Source organism: Cupriavidus malaysiensis (genome assembly GCF_001854325.1).
GTDB lineage: Bacteria > Pseudomonadota > Gammaproteobacteria > Burkholderiales > Burkholderiaceae > Cupriavidus > Cupriavidus malaysiensis.
Genome location: NZ_CP017755.1, coordinates 2,126,756 through 2,142,713 on the forward strand (window position 1 = coordinate 2,126,756; position 15,958 = coordinate 2,142,713).

Annotated in this window: 15 protein-coding genes; 6 read left to right on the forward strand and 9 right to left on the reverse strand. The window is 70.4% G+C overall.

All coding sequences use genetic code 11. The annotated features are described in order from the left end of the window. Positions 1–12: 12 nt before the first annotated feature. The 3 genes from BKK80_RS28940 to BKK80_RS28950 all read right to left on the reverse strand — a co-directional run bounded on the left by BKK80_RS28940 (position 13) and on the right by BKK80_RS28950 (position 5,845). The gene (locus tag BKK80_RS28940; protein WP_071019405.1) at positions 13–3,204 is read right to left on the reverse strand and encodes an efflux RND transporter permease subunit; all 3,192 of its coding nucleotides are present in this window, start codon (positions 3,202–3,204) and stop codon (positions 13–15) included. A 323-nt stretch (positions 3,205–3,527) separates the two neighbouring features. After that, positions 3,528–4,760, reverse strand: a complete 1,233-nt coding sequence (locus tag BKK80_RS28945) for an efflux RND transporter periplasmic adaptor subunit (RefSeq protein WP_071072298.1) — start codon at positions 4,758–4,760, stop codon at positions 3,528–3,530. Between the two features lie 149 nt (positions 4,761–4,909). Beyond that, on the reverse strand, positions 4,910–5,845 hold the full coding sequence (locus BKK80_RS28950) for an alpha/beta hydrolase (protein ID WP_071019400.1): 936 nt from the start codon (positions 5,843–5,845) through the stop codon (positions 4,910–4,912). A gap of 278 nt (positions 5,846–6,123) precedes the next feature. On the opposite strand from BKK80_RS28950, the gene BKK80_RS28955 reads away from it, so the two are divergent. Next, positions 6,124–7,050: a LysR family transcriptional regulator gene (locus tag BKK80_RS28955; protein WP_071019399.1), complete on the forward strand. Its 927-nt coding sequence runs from the start codon at positions 6,124–6,126 to the stop codon at positions 7,048–7,050. 34 nt (positions 7,051–7,084) lie between these two features. Here BKK80_RS28955 and BKK80_RS28960 read toward each other — a convergent pair whose 3' ends face one another. Further along, positions 7,085–7,594 (reverse strand): RidA family protein, encoded by a 510-nt coding sequence (locus tag BKK80_RS28960; protein ID WP_084545802.1) that lies wholly within the window; start codon positions 7,592–7,594, stop codon positions 7,085–7,087. 94 nt (positions 7,595–7,688) lie between these two features. On the opposite strand from BKK80_RS28960, the gene BKK80_RS28965 reads away from it, so the two are divergent. Next, positions 7,689–8,360: a helix-turn-helix transcriptional regulator gene (locus BKK80_RS28965; protein WP_071019396.1), complete on the forward strand. Its 672-nt coding sequence runs from the start codon at positions 7,689–7,691 to the stop codon at positions 8,358–8,360. A gap of 48 nt (positions 8,361–8,408) precedes the next feature. Here BKK80_RS28965 and BKK80_RS28970 read toward each other — a convergent pair whose 3' ends face one another. Then, complete coding sequence (locus BKK80_RS28970) at positions 8,409–9,407, reverse strand: isopenicillin N synthase family dioxygenase (protein WP_071073402.1); 999 nt, start codon at positions 9,405–9,407, stop codon at positions 8,409–8,411. Positions 9,408–10,055: 648 nt separating this feature from the next. Here BKK80_RS28970 and BKK80_RS28975 point away from each other — a divergent pair. The 4 genes from BKK80_RS28975 to BKK80_RS28990 all read left to right on the forward strand — a co-directional run bounded on the left by BKK80_RS28975 (position 10,056) and on the right by BKK80_RS28990 (position 13,539). Next, positions 10,056–11,081, forward strand: coding sequence for an ABC transporter substrate-binding protein (locus tag BKK80_RS28975; protein WP_071040131.1), 1,026 nt, complete (start codon positions 10,056–10,058; stop codon positions 11,079–11,081). Positions 11,082–11,095: 14 nt separating this feature from the next. Next, entirely contained in the window at positions 11,096–12,112 is a 1,017-nt protein-coding gene (locus tag BKK80_RS28980; protein ID WP_084085560.1) for an isopenicillin N synthase family dioxygenase, read from the forward strand. Then, on the forward strand, positions 12,109–12,540 hold the full coding sequence (locus BKK80_RS28985) for a glyoxalase/bleomycin resistance/extradiol dioxygenase family protein (protein ID WP_071072300.1): 432 nt from the start codon (positions 12,109–12,111) through the stop codon (positions 12,538–12,540). The genes BKK80_RS28980 and BKK80_RS28985 overlap by 4 nt, the downstream gene beginning before the upstream one ends. An 87-nt stretch (positions 12,541–12,627) precedes the next feature. Then, positions 12,628–13,539 (forward strand): LysR family transcriptional regulator, encoded by a 912-nt coding sequence (locus BKK80_RS28990; RefSeq protein WP_071019388.1) that lies wholly within the window; start codon positions 12,628–12,630, stop codon positions 13,537–13,539. 153 nt (positions 13,540–13,692) lie between these two features. Here the strand turns inward: BKK80_RS28990 and BKK80_RS28995 are convergent, their stop codons facing one another. The 4 genes from BKK80_RS28995 to BKK80_RS29010 form a co-directional block, all read right to left on the reverse strand. Further along, the gene (locus BKK80_RS28995) at positions 13,693–14,706 is read right to left on the reverse strand and encodes a zinc-binding alcohol dehydrogenase family protein (RefSeq protein WP_071072302.1); all 1,014 of its coding nucleotides are present in this window, start codon (positions 14,704–14,706) and stop codon (positions 13,693–13,695) included. A gap of 136 nt (positions 14,707–14,842) precedes the next feature. Continuing rightward, positions 14,843–15,178: a Na+/H+ antiporter subunit G gene (locus BKK80_RS29000; RefSeq protein WP_071019382.1), complete on the reverse strand. Its 336-nt coding sequence runs from the start codon at positions 15,176–15,178 to the stop codon at positions 14,843–14,845. A gap of 13 nt (positions 15,179–15,191) precedes the next feature. Next, positions 15,192–15,467: a K+/H+ antiporter subunit F gene (locus BKK80_RS29005; RefSeq protein ID WP_071019379.1), complete on the reverse strand. Its 276-nt coding sequence runs from the start codon at positions 15,465–15,467 to the stop codon at positions 15,192–15,194. Next, the gene (locus tag BKK80_RS29010; protein WP_071019378.1) at positions 15,452–15,955 is read right to left on the reverse strand and encodes a Na+/H+ antiporter subunit E; all 504 of its coding nucleotides are present in this window, start codon (positions 15,953–15,955) and stop codon (positions 15,452–15,454) included. The genes BKK80_RS29005 and BKK80_RS29010 overlap by 16 nt, the downstream gene beginning before the upstream one ends. Positions 15,956–15,958 lie beyond the last annotated feature (3 nt).

A 15,958-nucleotide genomic window follows, 5' to 3' on the forward strand; every position in this document is an offset into this window, starting at 1 on the left:
ATGTCATCTCCCTCACTCGGCCGATGCCGCTGGGGCCAGCGCGGCGGGCGCCTGCTGCGCCGCCCGGCGCCGCTCGCCGCGCGTGGCCCACAGCCGCAGCGCCACGTAGAACACCGGCGTCAGGAACAGGCCGAAGAAGGTCACGCCCAGCATGCCGGCGAACACCGCCACGCCCATCGCATGCCGCATCTCGGCGCCGGCGCCGGTGGAGATCACCAGCGGCACCACGCCCATGATGAAGGCGAACGAGGTCATCAGGATCGGGCGCAGGCGCAGCCGGCTGGCCTCGATGGCGGCGGCCACGATGCTGCGGCCCTGGTGTTCCAGTTCGCGCGCGAACTCCACGATCAGGATGGCGTTCTTGGCCGACAAGCCCACCAGCACGATGAAGCCGATCTGCGTGAAGATGTTGTTGTCGCCGCGCGTCAGCCATACGCCGGTCATGGCCGCGAGCAGGCTCATCGGCACGATCAGGATCACCGCCAGCGGCAGTGTCAGGCTCTCGTACTGGGCGGCCAGCACCAGGAACACCAGCAGCACGCACAGCGGGAAGATCCACACGCCCGCGTTGCCGGCCAGGATGTCCTGGTAGGTCAGCTCGGTCCATTCGAACTTCATGCCCTTGGGCAGCGTCTCGGCGGCGATGCGCTCGGCCGCGGCCTGCGCCTGGCCCGAAGAAAAGCCCGGGGCCGGGCCGGCGTTGACGTCGGCGGCAGTGAAGCCGTTGTAGCGCACCACGCTGTCCGGGCCGAAGCCCTGCCTGACCTGCACCAGCGACGACAGCGGCACCATCTCGCCGGCGGCGTTGCGCGTCTTCAGCTGCAGGATGTCCTCGGCGTGGGCGCGGTACGGCGCATCCGCCTGCACCTTGACCTGGTAGGTGCGGCCGAACTTGTTGAAGTCGTTCACATAGGCCGAGCCCAGGTAGGTCTGCAGCGTGTCGAACACGTCGGTGACGGGCACGCCGAGCTGCTTGGCCTTGACGCGGTCGAGCTTGACATCGAGCTGCGGCACGTTGACCTGGTAGTTGCTGAACACACCGGTCAGCTCGGGCGTGGCGCGCGCCTTGCCGATGAAGGCATTGGTGGCGTCGAACAGCGCGTCGTAGCCGAGCGCGGCACGGTCCTCGATCATCAGCTTGAAGCCGCCGATGGTGCCCAGGCCCTGCACGGGCGGCGGCGGGAACACTGCGATGAAAGCGTCCTGGATGGCCGCGTACTTGGCGTTGAGCTGCTGCGCGATGGCATCGCCCGACAGGTCCTTGCCCTTGCGCTGCTCGAAAGGCTTGAGCGTGGCGAACACGATGCCGGCGCTGGGGCTGTTGGTGAAGCCGTTGATCGACAGGCCCGGGAAGGCCACCGCCGATTCCACGCCCGGGTGCTTGAGCGCGATCTCCGACATGCGGCGGATCACGTCCTCGGTGCGGTCCAGCGTGGCGCCGTCGGGCAGCTTGGCGAAGCCCACCAGGTACTGCTTGTCCTGCGCCGGCACGAAGCCCTTGGGCACCATCTGGAACACACCCCAGGTCAGCGCCAGCATCACCGCGTAGACGCCGAACACCGCACCCTTGCGCGAGATCACGCCCTTGACGCCGCTGCCGTAGCGCTGCGCGCTGGCACCGAAGAAGCGGTTGAAGCGCGCGAAGAAGCCGCCCAGCACGCGCTCCATGCCGCGCGTCAGCCAGTCCTTGGGCGCGTCATGGCCGCGCAGCAGCAGCGCGGACAGCGCCGGCGACAAGGTCAGCGAGTTGAACGCGGAGATGATCGTCGAGATCGAGATGGTCAGCGCGAACTGCTTGTAGAACTGGCCGGTCAGGCCGGTCATGAAGGCCAGCGGCACGAACACCGCGATCAGCGTCAGCGCGATGGCGATGATGGGACCGCTCACCTCGCGCATGGCCTTGTAGGTGGCCTCCTTGGGTGACAGCCCCTCCTCGATGTTGCGCTCGACGTTCTCCACCACCACGATGGCGTCGTCCACCACGATGCCGATGGCCAGCACCAGGCCGAACAGCGACAGCGCGTTGATCGAGAAGCCGAAGGCATGCATCAGCCCGAAGGTACCGACGATGGAGACCGGCACCGCCAGCAGCGGGATGATCGACGCGCGCCAGGTCTGCAGGAACAGGATCACCACCAGCACCACCAGCAGGATGGCCTCGAACAGCGTATGCGTGACCGCCTCGATCGAGTGGCGCACGAACTGCGTCGGATCGTAGACGATGCTGTAGTCGACCCCGTCGGGGAAGTTCTGCTTCAGCTCTTCCATGGTCTTGCGCACGTCATCCGAGATCTGGATGGCGTTGGAGCCCGGCGCCTGGAAGATGGGGATGGCCACCGCGGGCTTGTTGTCCAGCAGCGAGCGCAGCGCGTACTCGGATGCGCCCAGCTCGATACGGGCGATGTCCTTCAGGTAGGTCACGCCGCCATCGGCCGAAGTGCGCACCACGATGTCGCCGAACTCCTCGACGGTGGACAGGCGCCCCTGCGCGTTGACCGAGAGCTGCAGGTCGGCACCGGGCAAGGCCGGCGACGAGCCGATCACGCCGGCCGCCACCTGCACGTTCTGCTCGCGGATGGCCTTGACCACGTCGGAGGCGGCGAGCTGGCGCTCGGCCATCTTCTCCGGGTTCAGCCACACGCGCATGGCGTAGTCGCCCGAGCCGAACAGCTGGACCTGGCCCACGCCCTGGATGCGCGCCAGCCGGTCCTTGACGTTGATCACCGCGTAGTTGCGCAGGTAGGTCATGTCATAGCGGTCGTTGGGCGAGACCAGGTGCACCACCATGGTCAGGTCCGGCGAGCTCTTGACGGTGGTCACGCCCAGGCGCCGCACGTCCTCGGGCAGGCGCGGCTCGGCCTGCGCCACCCGGTTCTGCACCAGCTGCTGGGCCTTGTCGGGGTCGGTGCCGAGCTTGAAGGTGACGGTCAGCGTCAGCACGCCGTCGCTGTTGGCCTGCGAAGACATGTAGAGCATGTCTTCCACGCCATTGATCTGCTCTTCCAGCGGCGAGGCCACCGTCTCGGCGATCACCTTGGGGTTGGCGCCCGGATACTGGGCGCGCACCACCACGGAAGGCGGCACGACCTCGGGGTATTCCGAGATCGGCAGCTTGAACATCGAGATGGCGCCGACCAGGAAGATCAGCACCGATAACACGCCCGCGAAGATCGGGCGGTCGATAAAGAATTTCGAGAGATTCATCTTGGTCTCGGCTAAATCTCAGCTACAACTCGTGAGAGCGGCGAACAGCCGCCCCTGGCGGCCCGCTGGCGGGCGCCATATCGAGGGAACGGCGTACGGGTTTTGGCGGTGGCGGTGGCGCAGGCGTTTGCCGGGCTTCCGGCCTGCTCCCCTTTCCCGCCTGCGGGAGAGGGGTTGGGGGAGAGGGCAGGCATCCGCGCCAGAACGATTGCCTGCGCATGGCGCGAGCGCCCGCCCTCTCCCCCTGCCCCTCTCCCATGAATGGGAGAGGGGAGCCAACCCTCAGCCGTTACGCGCCGGCACCATGCCCACCGGCATCCACATCAGCTCATCGGCTTGCCATCGTCGGCCCCGGTCTTGGCCTGCTTGCGGTCGGCCGACTCCGCACGCGGCTCCACCTCGCGCTTGAAGGCCATGTCGACCGGCTTGGGCGCCACCAGGTCGCCCGGGCGCACCCGCTGCAGCCCGTTGACGGCGATGGTCTCGCCCGCCGCCAGGCCCTTGCGGATCACGCGCAGGCCGTCGTAGGCCGGTCCGAGTTCCACTTCGCGGTAGATCAGCTTGTTGTCGCGGCCCACCACCAGCACGAACTTCTTGCCCTGGTCGGTACCGACGGCGCGGTCATTGACCAGCACCGCGGCATGGGGCGCGGCGCCGCCGAACTTGATACGGGCATAGAGGCCCGGCAGCAGGCGGCCGTCGTCGTTGTCGAACACCGCCCGCACGCGGATGGTGCCGCTGCGCGTATCGAGGCGGTTGTCGACCGACTGGATGCGGCCCTGGTGCGGATGGCCGTTCTCGTCAGCCAGGCCCAGGTAGATGGGCAGGTTGGGCTGGCTGCCGCCGGCGCCCGGCGCGGTGTAGCGCAGGTAGCTCTGCTCGTCGAGCTCGAAGCTGGCATAGACCGGCGACACCGACACCACGGTGGTCAGCGCCGGCGACGCGGCGCCCGCCGCCACCAGGTTGCCGACGGTGATCTCGGCGCGCGAGACCCGTCCGGCCACCGGCGCGGTGATGCGCGTGTAGGCCAGGTTCAGCCGCGCCGCTTCCAGCTCGGCCTGGGCCGCGCGCACATTGGCGGCTGCCTCGCGCGCGCCGTTGTCGCGCTCGTCGAACTCGCGGCGCGACACCGCGTTGTCCTGCAGCAGGCGCTGGGCGCGCGCCTGCTCGGTCTGCGCGTGCGTGGCACGCACCTGGGCCGCGGCCAGCGCCGCCTCGGCGCGTGCCACCTCCGCCGCATAGGGGCGCGGATCGATGGTGAAGAGCAGGTCGCCCTTCTTCACCAGCGCCCCCTCGCGGAAGTGCACCGCGTCGATGGTGCCGGACACGCGTGGGCGGATCTCCACGCGGTCCACCGCTTCGAGGCGGCCGGAGAACTCGTCCCACTCGGTGATGGTCTTGCCGATGGCGGCGGCCACGTCCACCGCCGGCGCGGCAGGCGCGGTGACGGCGCGCGCCTCGCCGCCGTGCGGACGCAGCAGCGATGCCGCCAGGCCGGCGCCGACCAGCGCGACCACGGCCACCGCGATCAGGGTACGTCGAGTTGTGTTCTGCATTTCTTCACTCCGTTTCTGGCTTTCTTCAACCGGAAAAGCAAAAGGCCGAACGCCGCCCTCCGGGCCGCGCAAGGCGGTCCGGCTAACCAGGGATCGGGCTGTCTCTACGCCTGCGGCTCGGGCCGCTCAGCGCCTGCGCCAGGGGCCGCTCAGCCGGCGGGCCCCGCTGCGCGCCGGCCGGGCGGGCGGCGTTCGGTCTGTTTCGAGGCATCGTCGCTTCCTGCCAGGCATTGCCGCAGGAAACGCGCGCCTTCATCTACCCACATTTCACAGTCTTCATGGGTCTCTTCCACCCCGTCGCCACAGGCGCCGGGCATGATCATGGTCTGTGCCGGCACGCCGGCACCGCGCAGGCGCTCGCCGAAGGCCTCGCCCTCGGCGCGCAGGGCGTCCTGCTCCGCCACCTGGATCAGCGTGGCCGGCAGCCCCGCCAGGCGCGACGCATGCGCCGGCGCCGCATAGGGGTGCACGCTGGCCGCCGCTGTCGGCAGGTAGTCGCGGTAGTGCCCGGCGATACGCCGCAGCATCTCCAGCGGCACGCTCGGGCCGTCCGCGCCGCCCGCGCACGATGCGTGCTGCAGGCAGGGATCGGTCAGCGGCCGGATCAGCCACTGCCCGCGCGCCTGCGGCAGGCCGCGGTCGCGCATCATCTGCGCCAGCGCGATCGCCAGGTTGCCGCCGGCCTCCTCGCCCACCAGGGCGAAGCGCTGCTTGTCGACCTTGAGCCGGCGCGCATGCGCCAGCACCCAGGCGACCGTGCTGAACGCATCCTCCGGCGCCGCCGGGAACGGATGGTCCGGCGCCAGCGAATAGGCCGGCACCACCACCACCGCCGGCACCCGCGCCGCCAGGTCCATCGCCAGGCACTCGCTGGACTGCTGGCTGCAATCGACGAAGCCGCCGGCGTGCAGGTAGATCAGCCACGGCAGCGGCGCCGCGCCGGCGGCCGGATAGCCGGCCGGGTAGCACAGCCGGGCGCCGATGCGGCGCGCGCCGCTGGTCAGCACATAGTCGAGCACCTGCACGCGCTCCGGGTGTCCGGCGGGCGGGGCGACGGGGGGCTGGGCATCGAGCGGGCTGGACATCGGCGGCTCCGGCGGCCGACGCCAAAGCGCGGCCTTGTCTTGTTGCGTTGCAACGGATTATGGTGATTGACGAGGGTGGGATAAAGCAAAGGCACACCAACGCACTGTTGCTGCGATGGAATAATCGCCAGCCGACAACCCCACCGCGTGCAAGGTCATCCGATTTGTGGTCCACTCGCGCTCTCCGGCGCGCGCGCCACATGCGCGTGCCGGAGCCAACCGCCGCGCCAGCGGGGCCCACAGGTCTCGCGCCGCGCTTCATCTGCCAGGGAATCACCATGGATCGCTTCATCTCAATGCAGGCCTTCACCCGTGTGGTCGATGTCGGCAGCTTCGCCCGCGCGGCGGAGTCGCTCGACCTGCCCAAGGCCACCTTGACGCGCATGATCCAGAACCTGGAGACCCATCTCGGCGTCAAGCTGCTGCACCGCACCACGCGCCGCATCAGCGTCACCACCGAGGGCGCGGCCTATTACGAACGCTGCGTGCGCATCCTGGCCGACGTCGACGAGGCCGAGCAATCGCTGTCCCACCACAACAACAATCCGCGTGGCACGCTGCGCGTGGACACCATCAGCAGCCTGGCCCAGATGGTGCTGCTGCCCGAGCTGCCGGCCTTCTTCACCGCCTATCCGGACCTCAAGCTGGAGCTGACCACCAACGGCAAACCCATCGACCTGCTGCAGGAGGGCGTGGACGTGGTGCTGCGCGTGGGCGCCCTGGTCGACGAGTCGATGGTGGCGCGCCGCATCGGCCAGCTCAAGCTGGCGATCTATGCCTCGCCGATCTACCTGCGCCAGCACGGCACGCCGCGCACCATGGCCGAGCTGCAGGCGCACCGCTGCATCAACTACGTGTCCCACCGCACCGGGCGCGAGGTCACCTGGGACCTGACGCGCGGCGAGCAGCGCCACGAACTGCTGCTGGACTCGGTGCTGGCCACCAACGACTCCGACGTCTATCTCGGCAGCGCGCTGCAGGGGCTGGGCCTCGCCTACCTCTCCTGCGCGCTGGCCGAGCCCTATGTGCGCAGCGGCCGGCTGGTGGAACTGATGACGGACTGGCAGGGGGAGTCGCTGCCGATCTCGGCGATGTACCCGCAGAACCGCCACCTGTCGGCCAAGGTGCGCATCTTCGTCAACTGGGCCGCCGAGCTGTTCGCGCGCCATCCGCACTTCGGCGAGCCGGCGCGGCAGGCTGCCTGAGCGAGGCATCGCCCCCATCCCCCCACCGCGAGCGCTAGCGCCCGGCCGCCGCGCCCACCGCGAGCGCCTCGACCTCGAACAGCATCCCATCCAGCGCCAGGCGCGGTACCGGGATCAGCGTGCAGGCCGGCGGCGGCGCCTCGCCCCACAGGCGCGCCACTTCCTCGGCCAGCACGCGCAGGCGCGTCTCGTCGTGGTCGACGATCAGCACCGTCAGCTTGGCCACGTCGGCGGGCACCGCGCCGGCCGCGCGCAGCGCCGTGGCGAGGTTGTCGAAGGCCTGCCGTACCTGTCCGGCGAAGCTCGCCGGCAGCGTGCCGTCCTCGCGCTCGCCGCCCTGCCCCGCCACGCAGATCAGGGCCCGCCCCGCCGGCACCAGGGCCAGGTGGGAATAGCCGTTGGGACGCGGATCGTAGAGGCCTGGCGGATTGAGGAAGGCCAGCGCGCGTGCCGGCCGGGTATCGGACGATCCGGCCGACCCGGACGATCCGGACGATCCGGCCTCGTCGAAGGAGGTGAGATGCGAGAAGGTGTCTGGCTGCATGAGGTGGCTCCTTTTTGCCATGCGCCAGGGCCCTCGACAGCGAGGCGGCCCCGGCCTAATATCCAAGAATTCCGTTGGATATTAGGCCTCCCCAGTGAATTACACAACAAATCCCTTGGATAATTCAGGGAATCCGCAGCCGTCGGATCGCATCCTCTTCTTGCTGAAAACGCGCGGACCGGCCTCGACCGCGCAGATTGCCGAGCGCCTGCAGATCACCGCCGAGGCCGCGCGCCAGCAGGTGCAGAAGCTGCTCGCGGCCGGCCTCGTCGAAGGGCGGCGCCAGGCCGCGGCCGGCGCCGGGCGCCCGCGCCAGGAATGGGAATTGAGCGCGGCCGGGCAGGCGCGCTTTCCCGACACCCACGCACAGCTCACGGTGCAGCTGATCGGCTCGATCCGCCAACTGTTCGGCGAAGCCGGGCTGGACAAGCTGATCGGGCAGCGCGAGCAGCAGGCACGCGAGGACTACACGCGCGCCTGCGCCGGCGAGGCCACGCTACCCGAGCGCGTGCGCCGGCTCGCCGCGCTGCGCGAGGCGGAAGGCTATATGGCACGGGTCGAGCGCGACGGCGAGGATTGGCTGCTGATCGAAGACCACTGCCCGATCTGCGCCGCCGCGCAGACCTGCCAGGGCTTCTGCCGCGCCGAGCTGCAGGTGTTCCGCGAGGTGCTCGGCGCGCAGGCGCGCGTCGAGCGCGAGGAGCATCTGCTGGCCGGCGCGCGGCGCTGCGTCTACCGCGTCAGCGCCGCCGGTGAGGTGCCATGAGCGATGCTGCGAGCGATGCCAGGCGCGGCGCCATGATTTCCGGCGCCTTCAGTACGCCTTGAAGTTCGCGCTGACGCGCTGCTTGAGGTAGTCGCCCGCGCTGATCGGCGGGTACTTGCCGGCCGGTCCCGCGATGATGGCATCGCGGTTGGCCTGGCAGAAGAAGGCGATGCTGTAGCGCGCACCCATGGACTCGTGCGGCGCCGGATTCCTGACGCGGTGGAAGTTGGAAGGCAGCCGGTCGTCGCTCCAGCGCATCAGCATGTCGCCGATATTGCAGGTGATGACGGTCTCGTCGGGTTCGATCGAGGTCCATTGCTGCGCCTCCATCTCCTTGCCCGGGCAGACCTGCAGGCCGCCCTGCCCGGTGCGCTGGAACAGCAGCGTCAGGCAGTCGAAGTCGGTGTGGGCGCCGGCGCGCCACAGGCCGAGCTTGTCCTGGTACTCGGGCGGGATCGCATAGTAGTGCAGCAGGCGCAGCGTGCTCTGGTACTCGGGCGAGGCGGGCGCGTGCGCGCGCGTGAAGAAGTCGCTGTCGAAGCCCAGCTTGTCGGCGAAGCACGACAGCACTTTCATGCCTACCTCCCAGCACTGCGCCTCGAAGGCGAGCAGGGTGGACTGGAAGCCGGCCAGGGCTTCCTCGCCCGGCCACAGGCCGTCCATGTGCGGGCGCGTGATCTGGTAGGACTCCTTCTGGTCCGGCGTGCCGGTCGACGGCCGCACCTGGGCCTTGCTCTCCCAGCCGGCATTGAGCGCCTTCTTGAGCGGGTGGCGCGCCTTGACCGCCTCGGGCAGGGCGAAGAAGCGCTCGGTCATGGCGAAGGCCTCGTGCACCCGTGCGAGATCGATGCCGTGGTTGGCGACCTGGAAGAAGCCGACCTCGGTGGCAGCCTGCCAGAGCTGGTCGGCGATCTCGGCCTTGCGGCGCGCGAAGTCGGACAGGTCGATGCGGCGGATCTCGCGCGCATGGGTCTCGGAGCCCATGGCACCCATGCGCGACTCCTTGCGCAGCTCGGCGAGGGCCGAGCCCGCCCCTGCCGCGGTCATGGCGTCGGCATCGGCGGTGGCAAGGGAAACGGCGGGGATGGCGGTGGTCTCGTTCATATGGATTCTCCTGGTACGGGATGAGGATGGCCGGACCGCGCAGCGCCGGCCGACCGGGTACCGGGAGCAGCGTCCCGCCAGCGCGGCCGCATCGCCCCCGGGCCCCGGCGGCGGCGAACACAGTGTTCGCGGCGCGCGGACCGCAAGAGCAATTCCCGGCCTGCCGTCGCATGCCCGGCATGCACACGGCTGGTGAACGCTTCTACTCTTGCCCGGGATCAAGCAGGTTCCGGGCCAGCGCCCGGCGCGCCGTTCGCGCCCATGGCGCGCACCGCCGCGGCGCCACGCCACCTCGGCGGCGCCGCCAGCCGGTGCATGCAGCAGGCGGCCCGCACCAATCCGGCCGGCGGCGCAGCATCCACGCACCGTCAGCGCACCATCAGCGCGCCGCCGGCTCGCCGCTTCACCCCATGGCACGGTTCCTGCAAAAACGCTGCAGGAGTAGAAGCGTTCAGCGGCCCCGCCGCCCGGAAATTGCTCCAACGAGGTGCGACGCCGCCACCCGCCGCCGCGCGACCCCGCGCATGCCATGCCGCTTCCGGCGGCCGCACCGGTGACCGACCGTCATTCGCCACGAGGGCAAGGACCACCATGCAACGACGCTCCCTGTTACGCGCCGCCGGCGCGACCGCCCTGCTAGCCGCCACGCCGTTCGTGCGTGCCACCGGCTCGCAGCAGAAGTTCAAGTTCAACCTGGGCTGGAAGGTGGAAGCCTCCGGCGCCGGCTTCCTGCTCGCGCAGCAGCGCGGCTACTACAAGGCAGCCGGCCTGGACCTCACCATCGATACCGGCAACGGCTCGTCCTCGGCCATCAGCCTGGTGGCCGGGGGCGCCTACGACTGCGCCTCGGCCGACCTGGCCAGCATGATCGAGTTCAACGTCAACAACCCGTCCGCCGCCCTCAAGGCGGTGGCGATCCAGTACGACCTGAACCCCAACGCCATCCTGGTGCGCAAGGGCGGCCCCATCGCCCGCCCGGCCGACCTGGCCGGCAAGCGCATCCTGGGCCAGCCCTTCAATGCCTCGCGCAAGCTGTTCCCGGTGTTCGCCAAGGCGCAGGGCTTCGACGCGGCCGGGGTGCAGTGGGAAAACGTCGCGCCGGACCTCGGCGACACGCGCTTCGCCAAGGGCGACTTCGACGCCGCCGCCTACTTCTTCTTCACCGGCCTGCTCAATCTCAAGGCGCGCGGCATGGGCCCCGAACACCTGACCGTGTTCCGCTTCTCCGACTACGGCATGAAGTCCTACGGCAACGGCCTGGTGGCCAACCGCCGCGCCATGGCCGAGCCGGAGGTCCTGCGCGCCTTCGTCAAGGCGTCCACGCGCGGCTGGCTCGATGCCATCGCCGATCCCAAGGCCGGCGCCGCCGCCGTCAAGGCGCGCGAGCCGCTGGCCGACGAGACGCTCGAACTGGAGCGCCTGCGCCTGATCGTCGACGGCACCATGAAGACCCCCGACACGCGGCGCGACGGCTGGGGCGCGGCCACCACCGCGCGCCTGCAGGCCACCCTCGACGAGACTGCCGGCGCCTTCGGCCTGAAGACGGCGCCGGCCCCGGCCGACATCTGGAGCGAGCAGTTCCTGCCCGCCGCGGCCGAGCGCCGCCTCAAGGCCTGAGGGAGGGACACGCCATGGCCCTTCCCATCCTCGACCTCACCGATGCCCTCGCGCCGGGCGCGCCGCGCAGCGCCGAGGTGGCGCGCCAGCTGCGCGCGGCCGCCATGTCCAGCGGCTTCTTCTACGTGCGCCAGCACGGCGTCGATGCCGCCCAGGTGGCGCGGCAGTTCGCCCTCGCCGAGCAACTGCTCGACCTGCCCGCCGCCACCCGCGCGGCGCTGGCGATGCGCAACTCGCCCACCCTGCGCGGCTTCGAGAACCTCGGCGAGCAGACCCTGGACGAGCACGCCCGCCCCGACCTGAAAGAGAGCTTCTTCTGCGGCATGGCCTATCCGGACCAGCATCCCTATGTGCTGGCCGGCTACCAGTCCTACGGCCACAACCAGTGGCCGGCCGAACTGCCCGGGGCACCGGCGCAGTGCGAGGCCTACATCCAGGCCATGCTGGCGCTGTCGCGCCGCCTGATGCAGCTGATCGCGCTGTCGCTCGACCTGCCCGAGCACTACTTCGACCACACCAGCGACAGTCCCATGGTGACGCTGCGCATGGTCCGCTATCCGGCCCATCCGGCCGATGCCGACACGCGCACCTTCGGCGCCGGCGCCCACACCGACTGGGGCTGCGTCACGGTACTGGCCCAGGACGCGCACGGCGGCCTGGAAGTGTGCATGCCGGACGGCAGCTGGGTGGCGGCCACGCCGATCGACGGCTGCTTCGTGGTCAACCTGGGCGACATGATCCCGCGCTGGACCAACGGCCTCTACCACTCCAACCCGCACCGCGTGCGCAACGTGCATTCGGGCGGCGCGCCGCGCTATTCGATCCCCTTCTTCTACGAACCCGACTACCTGGCCCGCATCGAGCCGGTGCCGGGCGTGGTGCCGGCCGGCGAGGCCCCGCGCTTCGCGCCCTGCACCGCCGGCGAGCACCTGCGCGAGATGTACGACAAGACCTACGGCCTGCAGCGCGGCCCGGCTGCCGCCGGCCAGGCCGGACACGCCGGCGTCGCCGCAGCGGGAGAGCCCGCATGAAGCTCTGGTTCCATCTGCTGTGCCGCGACATCGAGGCCCAGTGCGGCTTCTACGGCGCGCTGCTGGCGCTGCCCGAAGCCGTGGCGAGCCGTTCGCCGATCTACCGCGCGCTGGAGGCGCCAGGCTTCCAGTTCGGCTTCAACGCCGCCCCGGCCTATGCCTTGCTGGCGCTCGAAGACCGCCGCCCGCAGGCCGGCGCGGGCGCGCCGCCGGTGGTGGCCTACCCGACGCTGATGCTGGACGCCCCGCACGCGGTCGATGCCGCGGCGCGGCGCGCAACGGCGCTGGGCGGACGCCTGCGCAAGGGGCCCTATCCCACCTACTACGGGCAATGGCAGGCGGTACTGGAAGACCCCGAAGGCAACGTCTTCCGCGTCGCCTGCATCGGGCTGCCGGACGGCGTCGAGCGGCCGGCGCTGCCAGCCTGAGGCGGTGCGGCGGACCGGCCGCCAGGGCAGGCATAGTAAGATGGCGCCCCGCCCGGCCGCGCCAGGCAGTCCTTTGCGCCACCCGCCATGCTCCGCCTCGACGATCTCGCCATCTTCGTGCTGGCCGCCGACAACGGCAGCCTGTCGGCCGCCGCGCGCGTGGCCAATATCGCGCCGGCCGCCGCCAGCGCGGCGGTCAAGCGGCTGGAGGGCGAACTGGGCGTGCGGCTGCTGGCGCGCTCCACGCGCAGCCTGGGCCTGACGCAGGAAGGCGAACGCTACCTGGCACACGCGCGCCGCGCGCTGGCCGACCTCGATGCCGGCCGCGACGCGCTCGCCCAAGGACGCCAGGCCATCGGCGGCGAGGTCTCGCTGTCGATCCCCTCGGACCTCGGCCGCCACGTGCTGGCGCCCTGGCTGGATGCCTTCCAGCAGGCCCACCCCGCGGTCTCGCTGCACGTGCGCATCGGCGACCGCCTGGTCGACATGTTCCGCCAGCGCGTGGACGCCGTGGTGCGCTACGGCGTGCCCGACGACTCCTCGCTGGTGGCGCTGCCGCTGGCGCCGGACAACCGGCGCGTGCTGGTGGCCGCGCCGGCCTACTTCGCGCGCCACGGCAAACCCGCCACCCCGGACGCGCTGCGCGAGCACAACTGCCTGCGCTTCGCCCTGAGCGACGCCACCCACGACCACTGGACCTTCCACTCGGGCGCGCACACCCGCGTGGTCAAGGTGGCCGGCAACCGCGCCAGCGACGACGGCGAACTGGTGCGGCGCTGGGCGGTGGGCGGGCACGGCATCGCCTACAAGTCGCGGCTGGACGTGCTGGCCGACCTGCGCGCCGGCCGCCTGCAGGCCGCGCTCGAGGACTGGCAGCCGGAAGCTGCGCCGCTGCACCTGATCTGCACCCACCGCCTGGCGCTGTCGCCCACGCTGGCCAGCCTGCGCGACGTCCTGCAGGCACGCATCCGGGCCTACCTGGCGGAGGGCCCACGGTGAACACTGTGGGCCAGGTGGACGAGGTTGGCTCTGCGGCGCCTGGCGCGCCGCGCAAGCGGGTGCCGCGGCGGGCCTAGCGCCACCCTGCTCACACGCCACACTCGCCTCACTCGCCTCACTCGCCTCACTCGCCGCACACGCTGGCGCCCCCGCTCAGAACCCTTCCAGCACGATCTTGCCGCGCGCGCGCTGGCTCTCCAGCAAGGCATGGGCGCGCTTCAGGCTGGCGGCGTCGATCGTGCCGAAATGCTCGCCCAGCGTGGTGCGCAGCGTACCGGCATCGACCATCGCGGCAACCTGCTCCAGCAGCTCGTGCTGCCGCACCTGGTCGTCGGTGGCGAACATCGAGCGCGTGAACATGAACTCCCAGTGCAGCGACACGCTCTTGCGCTTGAGCTTGCGGAAATCGACCAGCTCCGGATCGTCGATCAGCGCAAAGCGGCCCTGCGGGCGGATCGCCTCGACGATCTGGTCGAAGTGACGGTCGCTCTGGTTCAGGCTGGCCACGTAGTCGACCTCGCCCACGCCGACGCGGCGCAGCTCCTCGGCCAGCGGCTTGCTGTGGTCGATCACCTCGTGTGCCCCCAGCTCGCGCACCCAGTCGGCGGTCTGCGGCCGCGAAGCGGTGCCGATCACACGCAGTCCGGTGAGCCGGCGCGCCAGTTGCACCAGGATCGAGCCGACCCCGCCGGCGGCGCCCACCACCAGCAGGCTGCGCCCGCAAGGATCGCGCTGCTGCGCCACCTGCAGGCGGTCGAACAGCAGTTCCCAGGCGGTGATGGCGGTCAGCGGCAGCGCGGCGGCGTGGGCGAAGTCCAGCGAGGATGGCATGTGCCCGACAATGCGCTCGTCGACCACATGCTGTTCGCTGTTGGTGCCCTGGCGCTGCAGCGCGCCGGCGTACCAGACCCGGTCGCCCGGACGGAACAGCGTGACCTCGGCCCCCACCGCCCGCACCACGCCGGCCGCATCCCAGCCCAGCACGCGCGGCTGCCCCGCGGCGGGCGGCATATTGGCGCGCACCTTGGTGTCGACCGGGTTGACGGAGACGGCGCGCACCTCGACCAGCAGGTCGCGCGGGCCGGGCTCGGGCGCGGGGAGCTCGACATCCCGCAGTGAATCGGGGGCCTCGATGGGCAGGTTCTGGTAGAAGGCGACGGCTTTCATGGCGGGCTTCCCGGGATCGGGTCGATCGGGTCGGAGACAGGTGCCCATCTTCCCCGCGCGGCGGCGACGGAAACAGCCCCGCGGCGCCGATTCAGTTTCCGCGCGGGAGCGAAAATCCCCCTCCCGCCCCGGCCCGCTATTCCGGCTCCCAGGCCTTGCCGCGTGTGCGCGCCTCCACCTTCAGGCGCTGCTGCAGCGCGGCCTTGGCCAGCATGTGGGCACTGATCGGCGCGGTCAGGAACAGGAAGGCGGTGATCAGCAGCTCGTGCAGGCTCAAGCCGGCGCCCTGGCTGCTGAAGGCCACCACCGAGCCGGCCACCACGCCGCCCACGCCGAGCGTGGTGGACTTGGTGGGTCCGTGCAGGCGCATGAAGAAGTCCGGCAGCCGGTACAGGCCCAGCGAGCCGACCAGGATGAAGACGCTGCCGATCAGCAGCAGCGCGCAGGCGGCAAGTTCCGCGGCGAACGACATGGCTTCTCCTCTCCTATTGCATCTCGATGATCTTGCCGCGCTGCAGGTACTTGGTCAGCGCGACGGTGCCCAGGAAGCCCATCACGGCGATCAGCAGCGCGATCTCGAAGAACAGCGCCGAACGCAGCCAGATGCCGTACAGCACGATCAGCGCGATGGCGTTGATATTGAGGGTGTCGAGGGCGACGATGCGGTCGGGCAGTCCCGGCCCCTTGACCAGGCGGGCGCAGGCGAGCAGCACCGCCAGGCCGACGATGGCCATGCAGACCGGGATCACGATGGCGAGCATACGAAGATCTCCTTCAGTGGCGCCTCATAGCGCGTCTTGATCAGGGCCGTCAATGCGGCCTCGTCCTGCAGGTCGAGCACGTGCACCAGCAGGCGGCGGCGGTCCTCGCTCAGCTCGACACACAGGGTGCCGGGCGTCAGCGATACCACGCTGATCAGCGCCGTCAGGGCGATCTCGTGGTCGACATCGAGCGGCACCTCGATGAAGGCCGGGCGCAGCCGCGCCGGCGGGCCCAGCACCAGCAGCGCGACCTCCAGGTTGGCCATCACGATGTCGTACAGCACCACCAGCGCCAGCCGCAGCAGCAGCCAGGGGTGGCGCACCTGCACCGGGCGCAGCCACAGCCCCTTGTCCATCACCAGCGCGATGGCCCAGGCCAGCACGGCCCCGGCCACCCAGTCGGCGGCGGAGAAGCCGTTGGACAGCAGCAGCCACAGCAGCAGCAGGATGGCGCTCAGCCAGGGATGGGGAAACAGGCGCTTCAGCATGGT